The organism is Arenibaculum pallidiluteum (genome assembly GCF_017355985.1).
Taxonomy (GTDB): Bacteria; Pseudomonadota; Alphaproteobacteria; order Azospirillales; family Azospirillaceae; genus Arenibaculum; species Arenibaculum pallidiluteum.
Genome location: NZ_JAFIQU010000003.1, coordinates 231,699 through 253,756, shown reverse-complemented (window position 1 = coordinate 253,756; position 22,058 = coordinate 231,699). Strand labels below are relative to the sequence as shown.

Annotated in this window: 24 protein-coding genes; 10 read left to right on the top strand and 14 right to left on the bottom strand. The window is 69.9% G+C overall.

All coding sequences use genetic code 11. The features are described 5' to 3' along the window. Position 1: 1 nt before the first annotated feature. The 3 genes from JUB13_RS08290 to JUB13_RS08280 form a co-directional block, all read right to left on the bottom strand. Positions 2–1,315, bottom strand: coding sequence for a c-type cytochrome (locus JUB13_RS08290; RefSeq protein WP_207478332.1), 1,314 nt, complete (start codon positions 1,313–1,315; stop codon positions 2–4). A 155-nt stretch (positions 1,316–1,470) separates the two neighbouring features. Then, the gene (locus JUB13_RS08285) at positions 1,471–1,914 is read right to left on the bottom strand and encodes a PA2169 family four-helix-bundle protein (RefSeq protein WP_207478331.1); all 444 of its coding nucleotides are present in this window, start codon (positions 1,912–1,914) and stop codon (positions 1,471–1,473) included. An 84-nt stretch (positions 1,915–1,998) separates the two neighbouring features. Beyond that, positions 1,999–2,205, bottom strand: a complete 207-nt coding sequence (locus tag JUB13_RS08280; protein ID WP_207478330.1) for a DUF6494 family protein — start codon at positions 2,203–2,205, stop codon at positions 1,999–2,001. Between the two features lie 95 nt (positions 2,206–2,300). On the opposite strand from JUB13_RS08280, the gene JUB13_RS08275 reads away from it, so the two are divergent. Then, complete coding sequence (locus tag JUB13_RS08275) at positions 2,301–3,113, top strand: alpha/beta hydrolase (protein ID WP_207478329.1); 813 nt, start codon at positions 2,301–2,303, stop codon at positions 3,111–3,113. A gap of 53 nt (positions 3,114–3,166) precedes the next feature. Then, on the top strand, positions 3,167–3,604 hold the full coding sequence (locus tag JUB13_RS08270; protein WP_207478328.1) for a YccF domain-containing protein: 438 nt from the start codon (positions 3,167–3,169) through the stop codon (positions 3,602–3,604). A 24-nt stretch (positions 3,605–3,628) separates the two neighbouring features. Here the strand turns inward: JUB13_RS08270 and JUB13_RS08265 are convergent, their stop codons facing one another. Both JUB13_RS08265 and JUB13_RS08260 read right to left on the bottom strand, forming a co-directional pair. Then, positions 3,629–4,426, bottom strand: a complete 798-nt coding sequence (locus JUB13_RS08265) for a response regulator (protein ID WP_207478327.1) — start codon at positions 4,424–4,426, stop codon at positions 3,629–3,631. Positions 4,427–4,577: 151 nt separating this feature from the next. Further along, on the bottom strand, positions 4,578–6,374 hold the full coding sequence (locus JUB13_RS08260) for a sensor histidine kinase (protein ID WP_207478326.1): 1,797 nt from the start codon (positions 6,372–6,374) through the stop codon (positions 4,578–4,580). Positions 6,375–6,545: 171 nt separating this feature from the next. Between JUB13_RS08260 and JUB13_RS08255 the strand changes: the two genes are divergently transcribed. The 5 genes from JUB13_RS08255 (at position 6,546) to JUB13_RS08235 (ending at position 9,567) form a co-directional block, all read left to right on the top strand. Next, positions 6,546–7,583, top strand: coding sequence for an SDR family oxidoreductase (locus tag JUB13_RS08255; protein ID WP_207478325.1), 1,038 nt, complete (start codon positions 6,546–6,548; stop codon positions 7,581–7,583). 68 nt (positions 7,584–7,651) lie between these two features. After that, on the top strand, positions 7,652–7,975 hold the full coding sequence (locus JUB13_RS08250; protein ID WP_207478324.1) for a hypothetical protein: 324 nt from the start codon (positions 7,652–7,654) through the stop codon (positions 7,973–7,975). A gap of 117 nt (positions 7,976–8,092) precedes the next feature. After that, on the top strand, positions 8,093–8,380 hold the full coding sequence (locus JUB13_RS08245; protein ID WP_207478323.1) for a PepSY domain-containing protein: 288 nt from the start codon (positions 8,093–8,095) through the stop codon (positions 8,378–8,380). A 48-nt stretch (positions 8,381–8,428) separates the two neighbouring features. Continuing rightward, positions 8,429–8,734, top strand: a complete 306-nt coding sequence (locus JUB13_RS08240; protein ID WP_207478322.1) for a hypothetical protein — start codon at positions 8,429–8,431, stop codon at positions 8,732–8,734. Then, positions 8,722–9,567, top strand: coding sequence for a class I SAM-dependent methyltransferase (locus JUB13_RS08235; RefSeq protein ID WP_207478321.1), 846 nt, complete (start codon positions 8,722–8,724; stop codon positions 9,565–9,567). The genes JUB13_RS08240 and JUB13_RS08235 overlap by 13 nt, the downstream gene beginning before the upstream one ends. Positions 9,568–9,572: 5 nt before the next feature. On the opposite strand, the gene JUB13_RS08230 is transcribed toward JUB13_RS08235, so the two are convergent. Genes JUB13_RS08230 through JUB13_RS08220 form a run of 3 tightly spaced genes read right to left on the bottom strand, consistent with a single transcriptional unit; the run spans position 9,573 to position 11,774 of the window. Then, positions 9,573–10,178, bottom strand: coding sequence for a CDP-alcohol phosphatidyltransferase family protein (locus JUB13_RS08230; protein WP_207478320.1), 606 nt, complete (start codon positions 10,176–10,178; stop codon positions 9,573–9,575). 10 nt (positions 10,179–10,188) lie between these two features. Then, positions 10,189–11,085, bottom strand: a complete 897-nt coding sequence (gene pssA, locus JUB13_RS08225) for a CDP-diacylglycerol--serine O-phosphatidyltransferase (protein ID WP_207478319.1) — start codon at positions 11,083–11,085, stop codon at positions 10,189–10,191. Further along, a complete protein-coding gene (locus JUB13_RS08220; RefSeq protein WP_207478318.1) occupies positions 11,082–11,774 on the bottom strand; it encodes a phosphatidylserine decarboxylase in 693 nt (230 codons plus the stop codon). The genes pssA and JUB13_RS08220 overlap by 4 nt, the downstream gene beginning before the upstream one ends. 151 nt (positions 11,775–11,925) lie before the next feature. On the opposite strand from JUB13_RS08220, the gene JUB13_RS08215 reads away from it, so the two are divergent. Continuing rightward, the gene (locus JUB13_RS08215) at positions 11,926–12,372 is read left to right on the top strand and encodes a hypothetical protein (RefSeq protein WP_207478317.1); all 447 of its coding nucleotides are present in this window, start codon (positions 11,926–11,928) and stop codon (positions 12,370–12,372) included. On the opposite strand, the gene JUB13_RS08210 is transcribed toward JUB13_RS08215, so the two are convergent. Further along, positions 12,363–13,355 (bottom strand): Ig-like domain-containing protein, encoded by a 993-nt coding sequence (locus tag JUB13_RS08210; protein WP_207478316.1) that lies wholly within the window; start codon positions 13,353–13,355, stop codon positions 12,363–12,365. The genes JUB13_RS08215 and JUB13_RS08210 overlap by 10 nt on opposite strands. 132 nt (positions 13,356–13,487) lie before the next feature. Between JUB13_RS08210 and JUB13_RS08205 the strand changes: the two genes are divergently transcribed. Together JUB13_RS08205 and JUB13_RS08200 are read left to right on the top strand one after the other, a co-directional pair. Further along, positions 13,488–14,072 carry an LOG family protein gene (locus JUB13_RS08205; RefSeq protein ID WP_207478315.1) on the top strand — a complete coding sequence of 195 codons (585 nt, stop codon included), beginning with the start codon at positions 13,488–13,490 and terminating at the stop codon, positions 14,070–14,072. Between the two features lie 132 nt (positions 14,073–14,204). Further along, entirely contained in the window at positions 14,205–15,428 is a 1,224-nt protein-coding gene (locus tag JUB13_RS08200) for an NADP-dependent isocitrate dehydrogenase (RefSeq protein ID WP_207478314.1), read from the top strand. 213 nt (positions 15,429–15,641) lie between these two features. Here JUB13_RS08200 and JUB13_RS08195 read toward each other — a convergent pair whose 3' ends face one another. The 5 genes from JUB13_RS08195 to JUB13_RS08175 form a co-directional block, all read right to left on the bottom strand. Further along, positions 15,642–16,004 carry a GcrA family cell cycle regulator gene (locus tag JUB13_RS08195; RefSeq protein WP_207478313.1) on the bottom strand — a complete coding sequence of 121 codons (363 nt, stop codon included), beginning with the start codon at positions 16,002–16,004 and terminating at the stop codon, positions 15,642–15,644. A gap of 300 nt (positions 16,005–16,304) precedes the next feature. Next, on the bottom strand, positions 16,305–17,495 hold the full coding sequence (locus JUB13_RS08190; RefSeq protein WP_207478312.1) for a vWA domain-containing protein: 1,191 nt from the start codon (positions 17,493–17,495) through the stop codon (positions 16,305–16,307). A gap of 16 nt (positions 17,496–17,511) precedes the next feature. Then, positions 17,512–18,357, bottom strand: a complete 846-nt coding sequence (locus tag JUB13_RS08185) for an AAA family ATPase (protein ID WP_207478311.1) — start codon at positions 18,355–18,357, stop codon at positions 17,512–17,514. A 90-nt stretch (positions 18,358–18,447) separates the two neighbouring features. Further along, positions 18,448–21,114, bottom strand: coding sequence for an alanine--tRNA ligase (gene alaS / locus JUB13_RS08180; protein WP_207478310.1), 2,667 nt, complete (start codon positions 21,112–21,114; stop codon positions 18,448–18,450). Between the two features lie 135 nt (positions 21,115–21,249). After that, positions 21,250–22,026, bottom strand: coding sequence for a 5'-methylthioadenosine/adenosylhomocysteine nucleosidase (locus tag JUB13_RS08175; RefSeq protein WP_207478309.1), 777 nt, complete (start codon positions 22,024–22,026; stop codon positions 21,250–21,252). Positions 22,027–22,058: the final 32 nt, after the last annotated feature.

Below are 22,058 nucleotides of genomic sequence, written 5' to 3'. Positions count from 1 at the left end.
CTCAGCGCGGCCGGGTCTGCTGCTCCAGCCATCGGACCAGGGCGCGGCGCTCCTCTGGATCGCCGATGACCTGGACAGGCATCTTGGAGCCGGGGGTGACGATATGAGGGCCGAGCCCGAACAGCTCGTCCACCTTCTCGGGCGTCCAGACGAAGTCCAGCGTCCTCAGCGCGGGCGAATAGGGATAGCCGTCCAGCGTCCCCACCTTGCGACCGAAGATGCCGTACAGCGTCGGCCCGGCACGGTTCGCCCCGTCCGGCTCCACCGTATGGCACGCGACGCAGCGCCGGAACAGCACCGCGCCGCGGTCCTGCCCGGCCGAGGCGCCCCATGGCGCCAATGCGACCCGCGGCGCCGTGGCCGGGCCCGGCGCACGCGCGGGCGGGCCCAGCTCGTCCCCGGTTCCCGCATCCCAGATCCGCACGAGCCCGTCCGCGCCGCCGGTGTAGAGCGTCCGGCCGGCGGGGTCGAAGGCGAGCCCCCAGGCCGCGCCGCGATGGGCGGAGATGCGGCGCAGGCGCTCGCCGGACGCCGAGACGATGCTCACCGTCCCATCGACGCCGCCGATCGCCAGCACGCCCGTGCCCGGCGCTGCCGCCAGCGCGAGGGCCGGAAGGGGCCCCAGCGCCACCGTGCGGATGGGCTCTCCGTGCGGCAGGCGCCACTGGCGCAGCCCGCCATCGGTCCCGACGGCGGCCAAGCCGTCGGGACCGGTGAAGGCAAGGCCGTTCACCGCAAGGCCGCCGGCCTCCAGGCTGCGCTCGAGAGTGCCGTCGCCGACGCGCCAGATCCGGACGAAGCCGTCCTGCCCGCCGGCCGCCACCAGGCGGCCGTCCGGCGAGAAGGCGACGGCGTTGGCGTTCCCCGCGGCGCCCTCCAGCGTGCGCCCCTCGCCCGAGGCCAGGTCCCACAGGCGCACGGTCTGGTCCCAGCCGGCGCTGGCCGCGGTCCTGCCCGCGGGATCGATCGCCAGGGACGCGATACGGCCGCCATGCCCTTCCATGCGGCGCACGGGCCGGGCGTCGTCGAGGTCCCACAGGATCAGCAGGCCATCGTCGCCGGCAGAGAGCGCGCGGCCGTCCGGCAGCATCGCGACCGCGTTCACCGCGGCGTCGTGGCCGTAGAGGATCGCGGCCGGCCTGCCGCCCTCCACGTCCCAGCGGATCAGGGAATAGTCGAAGCCGCCCGACAGGACCTGCCCGGCCGCCCCCACCGCGACCGCCTTGACGGGCCCGCCATGGCCGGCGAGATCCGCCCGTGCCGCCATCGCGGCCATCACGAGCCCGAGCGAAACGACGATCCTTGCCAGTGCCATGCGGCGCCCCTTCGAAGCCTTTTGGCACGTTAGGCGCCAAGGGGCTGGCGGTCGAGGGCGGGGCCGCTTCGGAATCGTCGCGCCTGCCCGCGGCACACCGCAAAAGCAAAGGGGGCGCGGGACCCGGTCCCGCGCCCCCTCGGTAGCGGATGGCGTCAGGCCGTCCGCTTCAGCGCCGTCATCCGGTCGCGGTCCGACCGGAAGCGCTCCAGGTGCCGCTGGATCAGCGAGCGCGCCTCGGCCGGAAGCGCGTCGACCTGCAGCGCGTTCTCGTGGCGGCGCACGGCCTCGCTCTCGCCGCGCTCGACCTCCTTGAGCACCGCTTCGCGGTCCTGTCCGGTCACCGCCGACTTCAGGTTCACGAAGAAGCGGTGGGCGCTGCCCAGGATGGTCGCGCTGTCGGAGGGCTGCCCGCCGAGCCGCGTGACCATGTCCTGAAGCTCGCGCACCATCGAGGCGCGCTGGCTCGCCAGATCGGTGAACAGCGTCTTCAGGTCCGCGTCCTTCGCGTCCTTCGCGGACTCGCGGTAGCCCTCGTTGCTGTCTTCGGTGATCTGGATGATGTCGTTCAGGGTCTCGATCGCCTTGCTGTTGTCCATGCGATTCTCCAAGGGGGCTACGGTTGTGCCGTTCATCGGCGGGCTCAACAGTGAAGCCGCGCGGGCGTTCCGCCGCCCCTTGGGTCAGCGCGTCTCGATGGCCCCGTCGATGGGCACCTCGAGGCCGATCTCGGGAATCGTCAGCACCACGCGGGCCTTGAGAGCACCGCCGTCCGCCAGGTGCCCTGCGGCCATCGCATCCCTGACCGCCTGCTCGATTTCGCGCTGGGACGTGACCCCGACCTTCTTCAGGAACTTCCGGATGCTCATATTGAAGACGTCCTCGTCCATCGCTGCCTCCCTCCTGCGGCCGTCGCTGCGTCGAGCCTAGCCCGCGTCGCCGCCGTTTCGAACCCTGTTCTCACCTGTTCTCAAGAGTATCCGCCGTGACACGCCTCGAGATCATCAGCCGGTCGCCGAAGCGCGCCACCGGGCTGCCGCCGCTTCTCTTCGTCCATGGCGCCTTCTGCGGCGCCTGGATCTGGGACGAGCACATGCTCCCCTACCTTGTGGAGCGCGGCCTCGCCGTCCATGCGGTGTCGCTGCGCGGCCACGGCGACAGCCCTGGCCGTTGCGACCTCGACCGATTCGGGCTCGACGACTACGCGGCCGACGTCGAAACGGCGATCGCAACCCTCGGCGGGCCGCCACCCGTACTTGTCGGGCATTCCATGGGCGGCATGGTGGTGCAGCGCGCCATGGAGCGGTGCGGCGCCGCGGGCGCGGCCCTGATGGCCTCCGCCCCGCCGCACGGCCTCTGGAGCTCGACCTGGAGCCTCGCCTGGCGCCACCCGCGGGTCTTCCAGCAGATCGCGCTGCTCCAGACCTTCGGGCCCGGCGCGGTCGATCCCTCCGGGATCCGCGGCGCCTTCTTCTCGGACCGCATACCGGAAGCCGATCTGCTCCGCTTCGAGCCGCGCATGCAGCGGGAATCCCGGCGCGTTCAGATGGAGATGATGGGCCTGCGCCTGCCGCCCCGCCCGCCCGGCGTCCCGGTCCTGGTGATGGGCGCCGAGGAGGACGTGTTCTTTCCCCGCATTGAGATCGAGGCGACGGCCCGTGCCTTCGGGACGCAGGCGCGGATCTTTCCCCGCATGGGCCACGCGATGATGCTCGAGCCCGGCTGGCGCGACGTGGCCGATGCGATCGCCGACTGGACGGCCGAGCGGTTCGGCGGAACCCGCCGGGCCGCGTCGTGAAATCGCCGGGTCTACACCTTCCGCGCGGGTGGGCGCCGCCCCATATCCCCGGCATGAACCCGATCAGCCTCGTCCTGAACATCCTGTGGATCGTCACCGGCGGCATCTGGGCCGCCCTCGGCTGGCTGGTCGCCGCCGTGCTGATGGCGCTGACGATCGTCGGAATCCCGTGGGCCCGCGCGGCGGTCACGATCGCCAGCTACAGCCTGCTGCCATTCGGGCGCCGCGCCGTGCCGCGCGACGAGTTCCGCGGGCGCGAGGACATCGGGACCGGCGCGCTGGGATGGATCGGCAATCTGGTCTGGCTGGTCCTGGCGGGGTGGTGGCTCGCGCTCATGCATCTGGGGCTCGCCATCGCCCTCGCGCTGACGCTGATCGGAATCCCTTTCGCCTGGGCGCACCTGAAGCTGGCCGCCCTCTCCCTCTGGCCGATCGGGCGCGAGATCGTGACGGACGAGGAGTACGCGGCGCGGTTCGCCGCATACCGCTGATCCCGGGCCGGCCCGCCCTCCGGCTCAGTTCATGGTGCGCGGCGGCTGGATGGTCAGCGCATGGCCGATCGCCGTCTTCAGGACCTCGGGCTCGAAGGGCTTCGAGATCAGGAAGGCCGGCTCGAGCTGCTCTCCTGTCAGGAGGCGCTCCGGGAAGCCCGTGATGAAGATCACCGGCACGTTGGTCGAGCGCAGGATCTGCTGCACCGCGCGGATGCCGCTGTCGCCGCCCTTGAGCTGGATATCCGCCAGGATCAGCTCGGGACGCCCCTCCTCGGCCAGGCGCCGTGCCTCCTCCTCGCGTGCCGCCTGTCCGATCACCTCGTGCCCCCAGCCGGTCACGAGATCCGCGATGTCCTCGGCGATCAGGGGCTCGTCCTCGATGATCAGGACTCGGACGTTGCCGACCGCCGCCATCTCGCTCCGGGCTCGGTCGAGATCCACGCGGATCTCGCTGGGCTCCATGCCGAGGATCCGCGACACCTCGTCGAAGGAGAAGCCCTCCAGCGAGATCAGCAACAGCACTTGGCGCTGCCGCGGAGGCAGGCTGGCGAGCCCACGGACCCCTCCGGCATCGAGATCGTCCGGATCGTCACCGAGCGCGCCTTCCGGGTCGATCAGGGACCAGACGTCATGGAACAGCGAGAACAGCGCGACGCGCGAATCCCGGTCCGCCTCGCCGATCCTCTCGGGTTCGGCCAGATAGGTCTCGAGCGTCACCCTGACATAGCGGTCTCCGCGATCCTGGGAGCCCAGGAGCGCGCGCGCATAGCGTCTCAGATACGGGAGCTGCTTGACGACCTCGGCCGATGAATCCGCCATTGCTCTCTCGACGTGCTGCGAAATCCCTCGGGCGGACAACGCGCGCCCGGACGACGAGTTGCATAGCACGGGCTGTCGGCGCAGCGAGATTTTCGGTCGGTCTAACCTTTTCGGCTGTATTGGGCCGCCCGCGGCGCTGCAGGAAGCAGGCTCAGACCCTGGCGGGCTGGCAGGCCGTCTCGGACAGCGCCGGCAGGCGGACCGTCACGCAGGTGCCGCGACCCTGCGCGCTGTCGATGTCCAGGTAGCCGCCATGCAGCTCCACGAGCGAGCGGCTCAGGGCCAGGCCGAGGCCGGTGCCGGCATGGCGGCGCGTATGGGCGTTGTCGACCTGCTCGAACGGCCGGCCGATGCGCGTGAGATGCTCGGGCGGGATGCCGATCCCGTCGTCCTCGACGCGGATCTCGACCCAACCTCCCAGAACGGCGCCCGAGATCTCGGTCCGCCCCCCGGCCTCGGTGAACTTCAGCGCGTTGGACAGCAGGTTCAGGATGACCTGCTTCAAGGCTCGCTCGTCCGCATTGAGCGGCGGCATCCGGATCTCGTCGAGCCGGTCGACCAGCATGACGTCCGCCTCCTGGGCACGCAGCGCCATCATGCGCACGCAGCTCCGCACGATCTGCCGCAGGTCGACCACGTCTCGGTGCAGCTCGTACTTCCCGGCCTCGATCTTCGACATGTCCAGGAGATCGTTCACCAGCGCCAGCAGGTGGCTTCCGCTCAGCCGCACGTCGCGCGCGTACTCGACATAACGCTCCACCCCGATCGGGCCGAGCGCCTGGGTCTCGATCAGCTCCGAAAAGCCGATTATCGCGTTCAGCGGGGTGCGCAGCTCATGGCTCATCAGCGCCAGGAACTGCGAACGTGCGCGGCTGGCCTCCTCGGCACTGTCGCGCGCCGCCATGTAGCGCTCGGCAAGCTCGGACAGCGCGAGCTCCTGCCGCTTGATCAGGCTGACATCGGTCTCGATGCCGACCACGCCTCCTTCGCTCGTCCGCCGATAGCCCGACAGCAGCCAACGTCCGTCCGCCACCGGCTGCTCGAAGCTGCCGCCGTGGCGGAACAGGGCCGTGCGGCCGTGCACCCATGCATCGATGTCGCCATCGACGCGGTAGATCCCCGCCTTCGCCCCGCGCCGCAGCGCCTCCTCGAAACCGATGCCCTCGAGCGGCTCCCCGCCCGACGGGACGAGATCTGCGAAGCGGCGGTTGCACAGCACCAGCCGCCCGCTGGAATCCCATAGCGAGAAGGCCTCGGTCACGCTGTCGATGGCGTCCCGGAGGCGCTGCTCGGCCTGGTTCAGCTCGGTCACGTCGACCCAGACCGTGACCAGCATCCCGCTCGGCGTGCGCTGCTCGACGACGCGGTAGACCCGTCCATGGGCCATGGCGACCTCGAGCCGCGTCTCGCGCGCCTGCCGGCTTGCCATCCGGCGCCGGATGAATGCGTCGCGGTCCGCGACCCTGTAGGCGCCGCGAGAGACCATCACGTTGAGAAGATCGACGAAGCGCACGCCCGGCCGGATCATGTCGGCTCCGACGGCGAAGAGCTCGACGTAGCGGCTGTTGTAGAGCACCAGCCGATCATGCCGGTCCCAGAGGGTGAAGCCCTCGCCGATGCTTTCGATCACCTCGCGAACGAGGGCGTCCGGGCCGGCCTGGCGCAGAACGACCAGCGCGATGCCGGGCTCCTCCAGCGGCGCGACCGAAGCCTCGAGCATCAGACGCAGCGGAACACGGGCCGACCGGCCCGCCTGGATCGCCCTGGCGAGCGACGGCTCGTGCAGGGCTGGCTCTAGATCGTCGGAAAGCGAGCGACCGGCGGGATTCGCATAGACGACGCGCGCGCTGCCGCTCCGCACGTCCAGCACGAAGGTCGGGTCTGGCAGGCCGTCCAACAACGCGCCGAACCGCGTCGGCACCTGGTCCTCGCCGGAACTCGCGCCCACGCCGCGTCAGCCTCCGACAGTTGCTCCCTGGCCGACGAGTCGGCATTCCAGGGTGCGCGGGCCAGGATGAACATAAGGTTAATTCGATTCCCTAGGCGGCCCGCATCCGTGACCAAGGATGGCGGCCGCTGTTCTCCCCAGAGATGCGGGAGTTCGCAGCGGGGAGCCGTCATGGTGGTGGGCAGGGGTCGGCGGATCGCGGGAAAGGTGGTGGTGGTGACCGGCGCATCGAGCGGAATAGGACGCTCGACCGCCCGCGCCCTTGCAGAGGCCGGCGCCCGCCTGGTCCTCGCCGCCCGACGCGAGGAGCCCCTGAGCGAGGCCGCGTCCGAATGTGCCAATCTCGGGGCCGAGGCCATCGCGGTCCCGACCGACGTGACCGATGCCGCCAGCGTGGCCGCCCTGGCCGAGCAGGCGGTCCGGCGCTTCGGACGGATCGATGTCTGGTTCAACAACGCCGGCGTCGGCGTCTTCGGCCGGTTCGAGGACATTCCCGCCGATGTCTGGCGGCAGGTGCTGGAGACGAACCTCTTCGGGGCCGTGAACGGCGCTCGGGCGGCGTTGCCCTGCTTCCGCCGGCAGGGCGAGGGCATCCTGATCAACACCGCGGCGCTGGCCGGCGTGACGGGGCAGCCGGACTCGACCGCCTACGTCGTCAGCAAGTTCGCCCTGCGCGGCCTGTCGGAAGCCTTGCGGCAGGAGCTGCTCGACAGTCCGGCGATCCAGGTCTGCACCCTGTTGCCGGCGACCATCGACACGCCGTTCTTCCAGCATGCCGCGAACTTCTCCGGACGCCGGATCGAGGTGACCCGCGCCACCTGCCCACCACGGGTCGTCGCCGCGGCCGTGCTCGACCTGATCGCGCGGCCGCGCCCAGAGGTGGTGGTCGGGCCCGCCGGGCGCGTCCTGGCGCTGCGGCGGAACCTCGCGCCGCGGTCGGCCTCGCGGGTCTCGGGCCGGTCGGGCCGCGCGGAGCTGTTCGCCGATCAGGATGCGCCGGCGACGCGCGGCGGCGTTTTCGAGCCAGTCGCCGCCGGAACCGGGTCCCATGGCGGCTGGGGCACATCCCATGGCCGCGATCGCACCGTCCTGCCCCTGGTGGCGGCATCGCTCGCCGTGCTGCCCATCGCGATTCACGCCCTGCGCCGGATGCGGCGCGGTAGGCAGGTCACGAAAAGACAGGAAGGGCACATCATTCCGGTAACTTAACGAATCGGTTACGGTCACGGGCTTAACCTCGGGCATCCGCCTTCTCCAGTTCCCCGGGGGACAGCCTGATGCTCAAGCACGATGACGTGATCGAACGGAGCTCCATCGTCACCTACGCGCTCATGCAGGAGCTTCACGAAGCCCTGTCGGCGCCCGACAGCCCCGATGACGTCAGCCTGGGCATGATCATGGGCCTCGCGATGTTCCTGGACGACAAGATCGGCCCGATGCGCTCGCAGCGGCTGATGGAGCAGGCGCCCCGGATCATCCTGAAGACCGACGCGCACGTCACCGAGGACATGAAGGCGCGTATTGCGCCCGTCCTGCGCGCCTTCGCCGAGCAGATCAAGGACTTCTCCCCCGTGGTCCGCCCGGCGCCCGCCGTCATCTGATCGGACTGGTCGCGCCCCCACGTGCCGTTGCGGGCCCTGCCCGCCTTGTGATGCCGCTCACTGCGCCTGCCCCCGGATCCGCTTGAGGATTCGGCCGAAGCAGCAAGGAGCCCAGCCATGAGGACGTCCCGTCCCGCCCTGATCCTGGGTGGCGTCAATGTCGCGGCGCTCGTCGTGTTGGCCGCCCTTTCCGCAGCGGACGCGTCCTGGGGCACCGGCCGGAGCCAGCTGCCCCCCGAGGCGCTGCCGATCTCGCGCATCGCCGCCGAGGCCGAGGCCTTGGGCATCGGCCGCATCCTGGCCATCGACGCCGAGGACGGCCGGTACGTCGTGAAGGCCGTCGACGGCGCAGGCCGCCGCGTTCGCGTCCTCCTCGACCCCGTCACCGGCCAGGTGGTACCCTGACCCCGTGAGGGGGAGCGCGCCCGGCGGTCCCGCCGCCGGGAGCCGACCATGGACTGGGTCACCGTCATCGCCGCCGTCGTCATCGTGGCGAGCCTCGCCTGCGCCGCCCTGATCGGCGTGCTGGCCGGGGACCTTCGGCGCCATCTCCGCCGCAATCTCGTCGAGGCCGCGGCGCGGCAGGACCAGATCCACAGGCGCCTCGCGGAGGAGCTGGGCACGGCGCTGCGGCGCATCGAGGAGCTCCAAGGCACCCAGCGCAAGATGGCCGCCCAGATCGCCGACCTCTACGACCGAGTGAGCGAGGATCGCACCGGCAGCCGGAGGGCGGGGAATGGCGAGCGTTGGCTGAACTGACGGTCTCCGCCTCCGCCGAAAGGGCGCGCTGGCAGGCGAGCGCGGAGGCCTGGGAACGCTGGGCCGATCCCATCGCCCCCTTCGCGGCGAAGCTGAACGGCCCCCTGATCCAAGCCGCCGGCGTCGGGCCCGGCCATCTCGTGCTCGATCTCGCCTCGGGCGTGGGCGAGCCGGCCCTGAACGCGGCCCGCGCGGCAGGGCCGGACGGCGGCGTCCTGGGACTGGACCTGACCGAGGCCATGTTGCGAACGGCGGCGCGCCGTGCCCGGCGGCCGGAGTTCACGGGCGGCGCATGGGCCACCTTCGCCGCCGCGGACATGTGCCTCCTGCCGCTGCCCGACGCGAGCTTCGATGCCCTGACCTGCCGGTTCGGCATCATGTTCGTCCCCGAGGTCGGGTCTGCCCTGGCCGAGTGCCGGCGCGTCCTGCGGCCCGGCGGACGCGCCGCCTTCATGGTCTGGGGGCCGCGCGAGGCGAATGCGCAGTTCGCGGTGCTGTCGTCCGCGCTGGATGCGGTGCTGGGCTCCGATCCCGCGGACGCCGTTGCGCCGCTGTTCCGCTTCGCCAGGCCGGGCTCGCTCGAGACGGCGATGACGGCCGCGGGCTTCTCGGACGTCACCGCATCCGTCCTCACCCCGGTGGCTCGGCTGCCGGCGGGCGAGCCCTTCTGGAGGGCGACGCTGGAGATGACCTTCGCCACCCGCATCGCGGGGCTGCCGGAGGCCGGGCGCGCCGTGCTCGAGACCGCGATCCACGACCGCTTCCGCGCCATGGGCGTGGACGGGACCGTCGCACTGGGCGTGAACGTCCGGATCGTGTCCGCCCGCGCCTGACGTCCTCAGCCCTTGAAGGTCCGCACCGCCGCCGCAACCCGGGCGCCGGTGGTTGCCCAGCACAGGGCGCCGAAGCCCCAGGCGAGCCATGGGAACGCCGCCGGGAACAGACAGATCGCGACGAACAGCAGGATGGTCTCCGTGCCCTCGGTCAGCCCGCCGAGATAGTAGAGGCTCTTCCGGCCACGCGCTTCGGTGCTGAGGTTCCGCTTCGCCGCCAGCGCGGCGAAGGCCAGGAAGGACGTTCCCGTCCCGGTGAAGGACAGCATCAGGAAGGCCGCGGCGATCGCCTGCTCGGGATGCCCGGCCGCGAAGCCGAAGACGACGGCGTTGTAGAAGACAAAGTCGCAGACGATGTCGAGATAGCCGCCGAGGTCCGTCGCACCGGCGCGCCGGGCGACGGCGCCGTCGAGACCATCCATGAGCCGATTGGCCAGGATCAGCGCCAGCCCGGCGCCGTAGGCCTGGACCGCCAGCGCGCCCGCCCCGAGAAGTCCCAGCGCGAAGCCGGCGATCGTCAGCGCATTGGCCCCGATGCCCAGCCCCGCCAGGACGGCCGCGGCGCGCGCCAGTGGCGGGTCGATCAGGCGCCGCGCCGCCGCGTCGAGCACGCGGCGGCCTTCACGAGGCCGGCTGCCGGGCGCCGGAGTCGGGCGACGGCCCGGGATCGGACCCGGGATCGAGGTCGGAGTCTGGCCCAGACTGCGGATCCGGCGCGGCGAGCTGCGCCTGGAGCCGCTCGGCCTCGGCGCGCAGGCGCCGGAACTCTCTCAGGCTCCAGGGGATGCTCGCCACATAGGCGATGCCCATCCCGGCAAGGGTGAGCCACGGGGCGCTGACCAGCGCGGCGGCCAGCAGGCCCACCACGACCAGGATCGGCACCACCAGCCGCTGCGGGACCCGGATGCCCTTGAGAGAGAAGGTCGGGACCCAGCTCACCATCAGCAGCGCGACGACCAGCGTCCAGGGCGCGACGATCCAGGGCGAGGCGGCGGGATCGCGGCCGATCTCGAAGGACAGGACGAGCGGCAGCAGGGCCAATCCCGCCCCCGCGGGCGCCGGAACGCCGGTAAAGTAGTTGTAGGCATAGGCCGGCATGTCGTTCTGGCCGAGCTTCGAGTTGAAACGCGCCAGCCTGAGCGCGGCGCAAACCGAAAGCGCCAGCACGGCGACCCAGCCCAGGGTTCCCGCCCCGGAAAGCGTCCAGAGGTAAAGGATCATGGCCGGGGCGACGCCGAAGCTGACCACGTCCGACAGGCTGTCGAGCTCCTCGCCGAAGCGGCTCTGCCCGTTCAGCAGACGCGCGATCCGCCCGTCCAGCGCGTCGAGCACCGCGGCCACGATGATGGAGGCCACTGCCGCTTCGAAGCGCCCGTTGATCGCGAAGCGCATCGCCGTCACGCCCGCGCACAGCGCCAGCATGGTCAGCACGTTGGGCAGCATGTGGTTGACCGACAGGCCGCGCAGCCGCGGCGGACGGTCCACAGGGCGCCGCGTGCGCCGCTTCAGCCGGATCATCGCACCTCCCCCCTCCGCGGCGGCTCCGTCGAGAGGAGGTCCGCGATCACGGTCTCGCCGCCCAGGGTCTTCTGGCCCACGATCACCAGCGGCTGCGCTCCCTCGGGCAGGTAGATGTCGGTCCGACTTCCAAAGCGGATCAGGCCGTAGCGCTCGCCGGCGACGACCTCCTGGCCGACCCGCAGGTCGCACAGGATCCGGCGCGCGATCAGACCCGCGATCTGCACGAAGGCCACGTCCCGCCCGTCGGCCATCCGGACGCGCACCGCCATCCGTTCGTTCTCCTCGCTGGCTTTGTCCAGCGCCGCGTTCATGAAACGGCCCTTGGAATAATGCGCCGCCTCGACCGTGCCGCCGACCGGCGTGCGGTTGATGTGCACGTTGAACACGTTGAGGAAGATGCTGATCCGGACCAGCGGCGCGGAACCCATGCCGAGCTCGGGCGGCGGGGTGACAGGCACGATCATCTGCACCGTACCGTCGGCCGGCGCGACCACCAGACCCTCGCGGGTCGGGACGACCCGGTCGGGATCCCGGAAGAAGTAGACGCACCACGCGGTGAGTATGGCGCCGATCCAGCCGAGGGGCTCGGCGATCCAGGCGAGCAGGGCCGTCGCGATGGCGAAGAGCGCGATGAAGGGCCAGCCGGCCCGATTGATCGGAACAAGGACGGTGCTGAGGGCGGACATCTTGACCAATAATAGAAGGGGAACGCGGTCCCCCGGGAGGGCCGCGGGTCCACCATAGAACAACACCGGCACACTGCAAACGCTGCAGCTTTACCGGATATTAAGCCGAGAAAGTCCTAGCTTCGACAGGACCGCCCCCGCGGAGAAGATAATGCCCCCGCTCGCCGACGTCGCGAACGTCGCCCTGCCGCTCCAGATCGGTACGGTCCATGTGACGCCGGACGGTCTGCTCGGAATTCACGAGTCCCCGCGCCCGTCCAACCAGCGCTTCCAGCTCGACGACCTGCTCTACCACGTGACCCTGAGCCCTGAGACGACGGACGAGGGTTCGTTCACGCGGTTCCGCATCTGGGCCGAGCTCGGCTACGTGCCGTACACGGCCCAGGCCCCGGAGCAGCGGCGCGGCGTGCTTTCGGTACTGCGAGCCGCCCGGGGCCTCGAACGCGCCTGCTTCGTCGTCGACCCCAGCCAGAAGATCCTGGTGATCGGCGAGACGATCTCCGCCGAGCCGATGACCGTCGACTCCATGGTGTACGAGGTCCTGCTCTTCGTGCAGGAAGCTCGGCCTTACGTGCGGATCCTCGCGGACTATCTCTGAGGCGGGGCCCCGGCGGTCTCGGGCAGGGCCAGCACCTGCCCGGGGAAGATCAGGTCCGGATCCCCGATGCGGTCGCGGTTGGCGTGGTAGATCTCGACGTAGCGCAGGCCGGCCCCATAGCTGCGCCGCGCAATGCGCCAAAGGCTGTTGCCGGGCTGCACGACCACGCGGCCGGCGCCGGCATCCGCCTCCAGGACCGAGGCCATCTGGAACGGGATCGAGGCCCGGGCGGTCGCACGGCCGCCCTCGATGCGCTGCGCCTCCATGCGGTAGATCCCGGGCGCGATCGGCGCCTCCGGCTCCGCGCGCCAGCGTCCGGCGGCATCGGCGCGCGTGCGGCCGATCTCGCGCCCGTCCAGCGACAGCGCAACCTCGGCCCCCGGTTCTGTCCGGCCTCCGACGGCCAGCGAGCCCTGGGCGTCGTACTCGACGACGTCCAGCGTCACGCCCTTGACGGCCGGGCCCTGGAGCAGCTCGGCCGGCCCGGCGCCCGATGGCACCGCAACGGCAACGGGCGCCTCGCCGCGACCATCCCTGCGGTCGGGCACCACCACCACGGCCATCTGCTCGGATCGCCGCGGCGTGCCGTCCTGGCTCTGCGCAACGATACCGAGCTCCCGCGCCCCCTGTCCGAGCGGCTCGGCCGGGATCAGGACCCACTCGCCGCGGCGGTCGGCCGTCGCGCTTCCGACGGTCCGGTCGCCGTCCAGCACCGTGACCGTCGACTGGGGCTCGGCACGCCCGGCCAGCACCGCGGATCCGTCGGGCGCGACGCTGACCACGTCGAAGCTGGGAGGGCTGGGAGCTGCGGGCGCGGCGGGCTTTGGTGCCGCTGCTGGAGCCGGCAGGACGGAGGCAGCCCCGGCATCCGCATGTGCGGCCGTATGCGCCGCCGGGGGCGCCTGCGGGTACGAGGAGATGTACCAGCCGATGCCTAAAGCCGTGACCGCCGCCGCCGCGGCAAGAACCGCGCGAGACCTCATGGCCGTGGCTCCGTGTTGAATTTCTGTGACGATTGTACAGACGGATTGCGCAAAGGGCAAAGGATGGATCCCCGCTTGCCCGGAAACGGTCCGATGGCGTAACTCCCCGGTACGGTTTCCTTGGAGATGGCGATGGGCGAGATCCGCTCCCTTTGCGTCTATTGCGGCTCGAGCAGCCGGGTGGACGAGATCTATCAGCAGGCGGCGCACGCCATGGGCACCGCCATCGCCGAGCGCGGCATGCAGCTCGTCTACGGCGGCGGACGGGTCGGGCTGATGGGCATCGCGGCGGATGCCGCGCTGGCCGCGGGCGGCCGCGTCGTCGGCATCATCCCCGAGCACCTGCAGAGCAAGGAGGTCGGGCACCAGACGCTGTCCGAGCTGCTGGTGGTCGACAGCATGCACACGCGCAAGCGCATGATGGTCGAGCGCTCCGACGCCTTCATCGTGCTCCCCGGGGGGCTGGGAACGCTGGACGAGGCTTTCGAGATCCTGACTTGGCGCCAGCTTCGCCTGCACGACAAGCCCGTAGTGGTGCTCAACACCCGGGGCTACTGGGACCCGCTCCTGAAGCTCGTGGAGCACCTGATCGACAGTGGCTTCGCGAGACCCGAGCACCGCGACCTTTACACGGTCGTCTCCGAGGTCGAGGAGGTCTTCGCCGAGCTCGCCCGGGCGCCCGCGCCCACGGTGGACCCCAAGGAAAAGTGGCTGTGACGCGGCGTCGCCGCGCGCACTCTGTGACTTCTGTGCGGCCGCCCTCGGTGCTATAAGCAGCGCCGCACTGGTCGCGGCCACACGCCCTTCCCCCAAGAAATGGACCTCGCCCAAACCGGGAGACCCGAACCCATGGCGAAAATCAAGGTCAAGAACCCCGTCGTCGAGCTCGACGGCGACGAGATGACCCGCATCATCTGGCAGTTCATCAAGGACAAGCTGATCCTTCCCTATCTCGACGTCGACCTGAAGTACTTCGACCTCGGGATCGAGGAGCGCGACCGCACCGAGGACCGGGTGACCATCGAGTCGGCCGAGGCGATCAAGCGCTACGGCGTGGGCGTGAAGTGCGCGACCATCACCCCGGACGAGGCCCGGGTGAAGGAGTTCAACCTCAAGAAGATGTGGAAGTCGCCCAACGGCACGATCCGCAACGCCCTGGGCGGCACGGTCTTCCGCGAGCCCATCATCTGCCGCAACGTGCCCCGCCTGGTGCCGGGATGGACGAAGCCGATCATCATCGGCCGCCACGCCTTCGGCGACCAGTACCGCGCCACCGACTTCAAGGTGCCGGGCCCGGGCAAGCTGACCATGACCTTCCAGCCCGCCGACGGCGGCGCCCCGATCACCCACGAGGTCTACGACTTCAAGGATTCGGGCGTGGCCATGGGCATGTACAACGTCGACGAGAGCATCGCCGGCTTCGCCCGCGCCTGCTTCAACTACGGCCTTGCCCGCAAGCTCCCGGTGTACCTCTCGACCAAGAACACGATCCTCAAGGCCTATGACGGGCGCTTCAAGGACCTGTTCGAGGAAATCTTCGAGAAGGAGTTCAAGGACGCCTTCTCGCAGGCCGGCATCACCTACGAGCACCGTCTGATCGACGACATGGTCGCCTCCGCCCTGAAGTGGGAAGGCGCATTCGTCTGGGCGTGCAAGAACTACGACGGCGACGTGCAGTCCGACACGGTCGCGCAGGGCTTCGGCTCGCTCGGCCTGATGACCTCGGTCCTGCTGACGCCCGACGGCAAGACCGTCGAGGCCGAGGCTGCCCACGGCACGGTGACCCGGCACTATCGCGAGCACCAGAAGGGCCGCGAGACCTCGACCAACCCGATCGCCTCGATCTTCGCCTGGACGCAGGGCCTGGCCTATCGTGGCCGCTTCGACGACACCCCGGACGTCACGCGCTTCGCCGAGACGCTGGAGCGCGTCTGCGTCGACACCGTCGAGGCCGGGCACATGACCAAGGATCTCGCGATCCTGATCGGCCCTGAGCAGCCCTGGATGACCACCCGCCAGTTCCTCGACAAGCTCGACGAGAACCTGAAGGCGGCCATGGCGTCCTGGAGCTGAGGCTCCCCGACAGATCCGCGCCTGTGCAGGGGCGGCCGCAGCGCGGCCGCCCTTTTTTCGTGCCCGCCGACAGCCTGTCGGCTGCATTCTCCTCGGGCGGCGGCGCCGAGCGCACCCTGGAACGGGGCGCAGCCTGGAAATGGAAGAAGCCCGCGCCTGTGGGCGCGGGCTCCGTCGTCTCCAGCTCCGGCCGAGATCAGCCGAGGATTAAGGTTAGGCGACGATGAACTTGCGCTCGTCGTCGCGCTTCTTCGTGCTCGGCTGGTAGGCCAGGGCGGCATGCTCGCCGCAATAGGGCAAGCCGGGATGGGCTGTCTTGCCGCAGAAATGGAAATCCGGGTGCTTGGGGTCGCCGACCGGCCATTTGCACATGCGCTCGGTAAGCGCAAGGATCGTCGCCCCGCGCGTCGGCTTCTTCTTGATCGGCGACGGGCGTCCGGAAAGACCGAGCCGGTGCGCCTTGCCGATCACGGCGTTGCGGGTGACCTCGCCCAGGAGGTCGGCGATCTCGCTCGCGCTCATGCCCTGTCCCCAGAGCTCCCTGAGGCGATCGACCTTCTCATCGGTCCAACTCATCCACGTCTCTCCACTCTTCCGTCCCTGTTATTGCGTCGGTCCGTGTGGATCATCGAAGCCATTGCGCTTCACCGAGGAGGGGTCACTACATATAGTGCCGACGGACCAACACACTACCAGATGGGCGGGAGGAACTCCAGGGGGTTAGACCCACTTTCTTGTGGATAGGTTGTCCTGCTGTCCGATTCATGTCCCACCGCCGCATCAGACGGCCTTCGACCGTCCAGCTAAGACATTACATTAAGGCGCGGTGACAAGACGTTGACATTGTGGGGCAACCCGGTCGTGGAAACCCCCGCCCTACCCTGTCATCAGAGCGCGCATGGCCCGGTCCAGGCCCTCAATGGTCAGCGGGAACATGCGGTCCGCGACCAGCCGCCGCACGATCCGGGTGGACTCCGTGTAGTCCCAGTGCCGCTGCGGCGTCGGATTCAGCCAGACCGCATGCTCCCAGGCAGCCAGAAGCCGCTGCAGCCAGACCTGGCCCGGTTCGTCGTTCCAGTGCTCGACGCTGCCCCCGGCCCGGACGATCTCGTAGGGGCTCATGGCCGCATCGCCGACGATCACCAGCCTGTAGTCGGCCCCGTATGTGCGCAGCACCTCCAGGGTCGGGATGCGCTCGCCGCGGCGGCGGTTGTCGCGCCAGACGCTCTCATAGACGCAGTTGTGGAAGTAGAAGTGCTCGAGATGCTTGAACTCCGCCCTCGCGGCGGAGAAGAGCTCCTCGCACAGCCGCACGTGGTCGTCCATCGAGCCGCCGACGTCCAGGAACAGCAGCACCTTCACGCTATTGCGGCGCTCCGGCACCAGCTTCAAGTCCAGCCAGCCGGCGTTGCTGGCGGTGGCGCGGACCGTGCCGTCGAGATCCAGCACGTCGGCCGCACCGGTGCGGGCGAACCGGCGCAGCCTGCGCAGCGCCACCTTGATGTTCCGAGTGCCGATCTCGAGCCCGTCGTCGAGGTTTCGGAACTCTCGCCGGTCCCAGACCTTCACGGCCCGCCGGTTGCGGCCTGCGTCCTGGCCGATGCGAAGCCCCTCCGGATTGTAGCCATAGGCGCCGAAGGGCGAGGTGCCGCCGGTGCCGATCCACTTGCTCCCGCCCTGGTGGCGGCCGCGCTGCTCCGCCAGGCGCTCGGCCAGTGTCTCCATCAGCTTGTCCCAGCCGCCCAGCGCCTGCACCTGGCGCTTCTCCTCCTCGGTCAGGATGCGCTCGGCGATCCTGCGCAGCCAGTCCGCGGGGATCTCGGCCTGGATCCCGCCGTCCGCGGTCCCGTCCTCGCGCGCAAGGCCCTTGAACACGGCCGCGAAGACCTGATCGAAACGGTCGAGATGTCGCTCGTCCTTCACCAGGGCGGCACGGGCGAGATAGTAGAATCCCTCGGCATCGTAGGCGGCGACGCCGGCCTTCATGGCCTCGAGGAGCGTCAGGTATTCCCGCAGGGAGACCGGGACCCCGACCTGCCTGAGCTCGTAGAAGAACCGGGTGAACATGGCCGGCCCGCCGGCTTCAGCGGGAATCGCGGCGCGCCAGGAAGGCCAGCCGCTCGAACAGCATCACGTCCTGCTCGTTCTTCAGGAGCGCGCCGTGCAGCGGCAGCACGAGCTTGCCGGGGTCGCGGGCCCGCAGCGTCTCGGGACTGACGTCCTCCACCAGCAGCAGGCGGATCCAGTCCAGAAGCTCGGACGTCGATGGGCGCTTCCTGAGGCCGGGTATCTCGCGGACCTCATAGAACATGCCGAGCGCGTCGCGCAGCAGCTCCTTCTTCAGGTCCGGAAAGTGCACGGCGACGATGCGCTCCATGGTCTCGGGATCGGGGAAACGGATGTAGTGGAAGAAGCAGCGCCGCAGGAAGGCGTCCGGAAGCTCCTTCTCGTTGTTGGAGGTGATCACGACCACGGGCCGCTGCCGGGCCCGCACGGTTTGCCCGGTCTCGTAGACAAAGAACTCCATGCGATCGAGCTCCTGGAGGAGGTCGTTCGGGAACTCGATGTCGGCCTTGTCGATCTCGTCGATCAGCAGGACCGGCGGCTCCTCGGCCTCGAAGGCTTCCCAGAGCTTGCCGCGGCGGATGTAGTTGGCGATGTCGCGCACCCGCTCGTCGCCGAGCTGCCCGTCGCGCAGGCGGCTGACCGCGTCGTACTCGTACAGCCCCTGCTGCGCCCTGGTCGTCGACTTGATGTGCCAGGTCAGCAGCGGCCGGCCCAGCGCCTTGGCGATCTCCTGCGCCAGTACGGTCTTCCCCGTGCCGGGCTCGCCCTTCACCAGCAGCGGACGCTGGAGCGCAATCGCGGCGTTCACGGCGACCCGCAGGTCGTCGGTCGCAACGTAGGTGTCGGTTCCCGCGAAGGCCATCCAGCCCCTCCCTTGCCGATTCCCGATGAAAAAAGGGGCGGTCCCGCGGGCCCGCCCCCCTTCGCATTCAACGATGCCGGGCAGCCGGCATCACGCGGCGGCCAGCGCCTTCTCGATGGCCGCCACCGCCTCGTCGGCCCTGGCGCCGTCGGGGCCGCCCGCCTGGGCCATGTCGGGACGGCCGCCGCCGCCCTTGCCGCCGACGGCGAGGGACCCGGCTTTGACCAGCTCGACGGCGTCGAAGCGCGCGGTCAGGTCCGGCGTCACGCCGACCACCAGCGACGCCTTGCCGGCATCGACGGCGACCAGGGCGACCACGCCCGAGCCCAGCTTCTTCTTCATCTCGTCCGCCAGCGGCTTCAGATCCTTGGCCGGGAACCCCTCGAGCACGCGCGCCGCGAACCTGACGCCGTTGACCTCGCGCTCCTCGGCGGCCGCCTGCGCACCGCCCCCGGAGGATCCCGCAAGGGCGAGCTGCTTGCGCATCTCGGCCAGCTCGCGCTCGAGCCGGCGACGTTCCTCGACCAGCGCCGTCACGCGCGCGGGCACCTCGGCCACCGGCACGTTCAGCGCGCCCGCCGCCTTCTGCAGACGCTCCTCCTGCTCGTTGAGATAGGCGAGCGCGCCCTGCCCGGTCAGCGCCTCGACGCGCCGCACGCCCGCCGCGACCGCCCCTTCCGAGACGATCTTGAACAGCCCGATGTCGCCGGTGCGCCGGACGTGGGTGCCGCCGCAGAGTTCGATCGAGAAATCGCGGTTGGCCTCGGGATCGCGGCCGCCCATGGAGACGACGCGGACCTCGTCCCCGTACTTCTCTCCGAACAGCGCCATGGCGCCCATGCCGCGCGCCTCGTCGGGCGACATCAGCCGGGTCACAACCTCGCTGTTGCCGACGATCCGGCGGTTGACCTCCTCCTCGACGGCCTCCAGGTCCGCAGCCGAGGGCGGGGTCGGTTGGCTGATGTCGAAGCGCAGCCGGTCCGGCGCCACCAGCGAGCCCTTCTGGGTGACGTGCTCGCCCAGGCGCCGGCGCAGCGCCTCGTGCAGCAGGTGGGTCGCCGAGTGGTTGGCGCGGATGGCGCCCCTGCGCCGCTCGTCCACGCGCATCTCGACGATGTCGCCGACCTTCAGCGTGCCCCGGGTCACCCGGGACTCGTGCACCCAGAGCTGGCCGAGCTTCTTCTGGGTGTCGGCGACTGCCACCTCGGTGCCCTCGGCACTGAACATCACGCCGCTGTCCCCGACCTGGCCGCCGGACTCCGCATAGAAAGGCGTCTGGTTCACGATCACCTGGACGTCCTCGCCTGCGCGCGCTTCCTGGATCCGGGCGCCGCCGCGCACGAGCGCCAGGACCTGCCCCTCGGCGGTCTCTGCGTCATAGCCCAGGAACTCCGTGGCGCCGAGCTCGTCGCGGAGCTCGAACCACAGTCGCTCGGTCGCCGCCTCGCCCGATCCAGCCCAGTTCCGCCGGGCCTCCTCGCGCTGGCGCTGCATGGCGGCATTGAAGCCGTCCACATCGACCGCCCGCCCCTGCCCGCGCAGCACGTCCTGCGTCAGGTCAACCGGGAAGCCATAGGTATCGTAGAGCTTGAACGCCGTCTCGCCGGGCAGCGGCTGGTCGCCGCCGAGCGTCGCCAGCTCGTCCTCCAGCAGCTTCAGCCCTCGCTCCAGAGTCTGCTTGAAGCGGGTCTCCTCCAGCTTGAGCGTCTCGGTGATCAGCGGCTGCGCGCGCACCAGCTCGGGATAGGCCTGGCTCATCTGCTGGATCAGGGCCGGGACCAGCCGATACATCAGCGGGTCGCGCGCGCCGAGCATGTGCGCATGGCGCATGGCCCGGCGCATGATCCGGCGCAGCACGTAGCCGCGGCCCTCGTTGGACGGCGTCACGCCATCGGCGATCAGGAAGCTGCTCGCGCGCAGATGGTCGGCGATCACACGGTGGGAGACCGCCTTGGGCCCGTCCGGCGAAGTACGCGTCGCGTCCGCGGAAGCGACGATCAGCGCGCGCATCAGGTCGATGTCGTAGTTGTCGTGCTTGCCCTGCAGGACGGCCGCAACGCGCTCGAGGCCGGCACCGGTGTCGATCGAGGGCTTCGGCAACGCGATGCGCTTGTCCGGCGAGACCTGCTCGAACTGCATGAAGACGAGGTTCCAGATTTCGATGAACCGGTCCCCGTCCGCATCGGCGCTGCCCGGCGGGCCACCGGCCACATGGGGGCCGTGGTCGTAGAAGATCTCCGAGCAGGGGCCACAGGGTCCGGTGTCGCCCATCCGCCAGAAGTTGTCGTCGGTGGCGATGCGGACGATCTTCTGCTCGGGAAGGCCGGCGATCTTGCGCCAGAGACCGAAGGCCTCGTCGTCGTCGGCATAGACCGTGACCATGAGGCGCTCGGGATTCAGGCCGAACTCCCGCGTGACGAGGTTCCACGCGAGCTCGATCGCGACGTCCTTGAAGTAGTCGCCGAACGAGAAGTTGCCGAGCATCTCGAAGAATGTGTGGTGCCGGGCCGTGTATCCGACATTGTCGAGGTCGTTGTGCTTGCCGCCGGCCCGGACGCATTTCTGCGCCGTCGTGGCCCGCGAATAGGGCCGCGCCTCCGCGCCCGTAAAGACGTTCTTGAACTGCACCATGCCGGCGTTGGTGAACATCAGCGTCGGATCGTTCCGCGGAACGAGCGGGCTGGATTCGACGATCTCGTGACCGTTCCGGCCGAAGTAGTTCAGGAAGACGGAGCGGATGTCGTTGACGGTCTGCATGACGGTGCGGTTTCCCGGAGCGCTGCGTGGCCTGCCACAGCATTATCTGGGGCGCGGACGCCCATTTTGGACCGCCGCTTGTACCGTGGACGGCGGCCCACTGTCCACAGCGGCAGGAAGGGATGCCTCCGGCCGTCAGAGCGCCGCAGCGATCCGTCGCATCAGCTGCGCCGCGCCGGCGGCGGCGTCATGGACGAAGCTGCCGAAGTCCATGTGGCTTTCGGCGCCCGCGAGATCGCTGAGCGCCCGCACCACCACGCATGGCACGGCGAACCTCTCCGCGACCTGGGCGACGGCCGCGCCCTCCATCTCGACGGCCTGGGCGCTGAACTGCTCGAACAGGCGCAGGCGCGTCGCCTCGCAGTTCACGAAGGCATCCCCCGTCACGACCGTGCCGAAATGGATGGCCGGCTGGCGCGGTGCGCCGCCGGTCGCGGCAGCCGACAGGCCTGGCAGGGAGACGCCGTCCAGCGCCGACCGCAGCTTCTGTTCGAGGGCCGCGTCCAGATGGTAGCCGTGGCTGTCGTCAACCCCGGGCAGCGGCACGGCTCCGGGCTGATAGGTCCTCAGCCGCTCGCCCACCATGGCGCCGTAGTCGTGCTGTATCAAGGTGCGCGCCACAACCACGTCCCCGATGCCGAGGGCCGGATCGAGCCCACCCGCGACCCCGGAGAACAGCAGCACACGCGCACCGAACTCGCGGCACAGCACCGTCGAGACGATCGCCGCATTGACCTTGCCGATCCCGGCCTCCACCAGGACCGCCGCCCGCCCGCCCAACGCGCCCGACCGGAAGGCGAGCCCGCCGATCTCCGCCACATCCGCCTCCTGAAAGGCCTCGCCGAAATGAGAGATCTCCTGAGGTATGGCGGAGATCAGGCCAATAGGAGCGTCGCCGCGTCGCGAGGCCATGGGTCCTCCGGATTTTCGATGCTGTCGTCCAA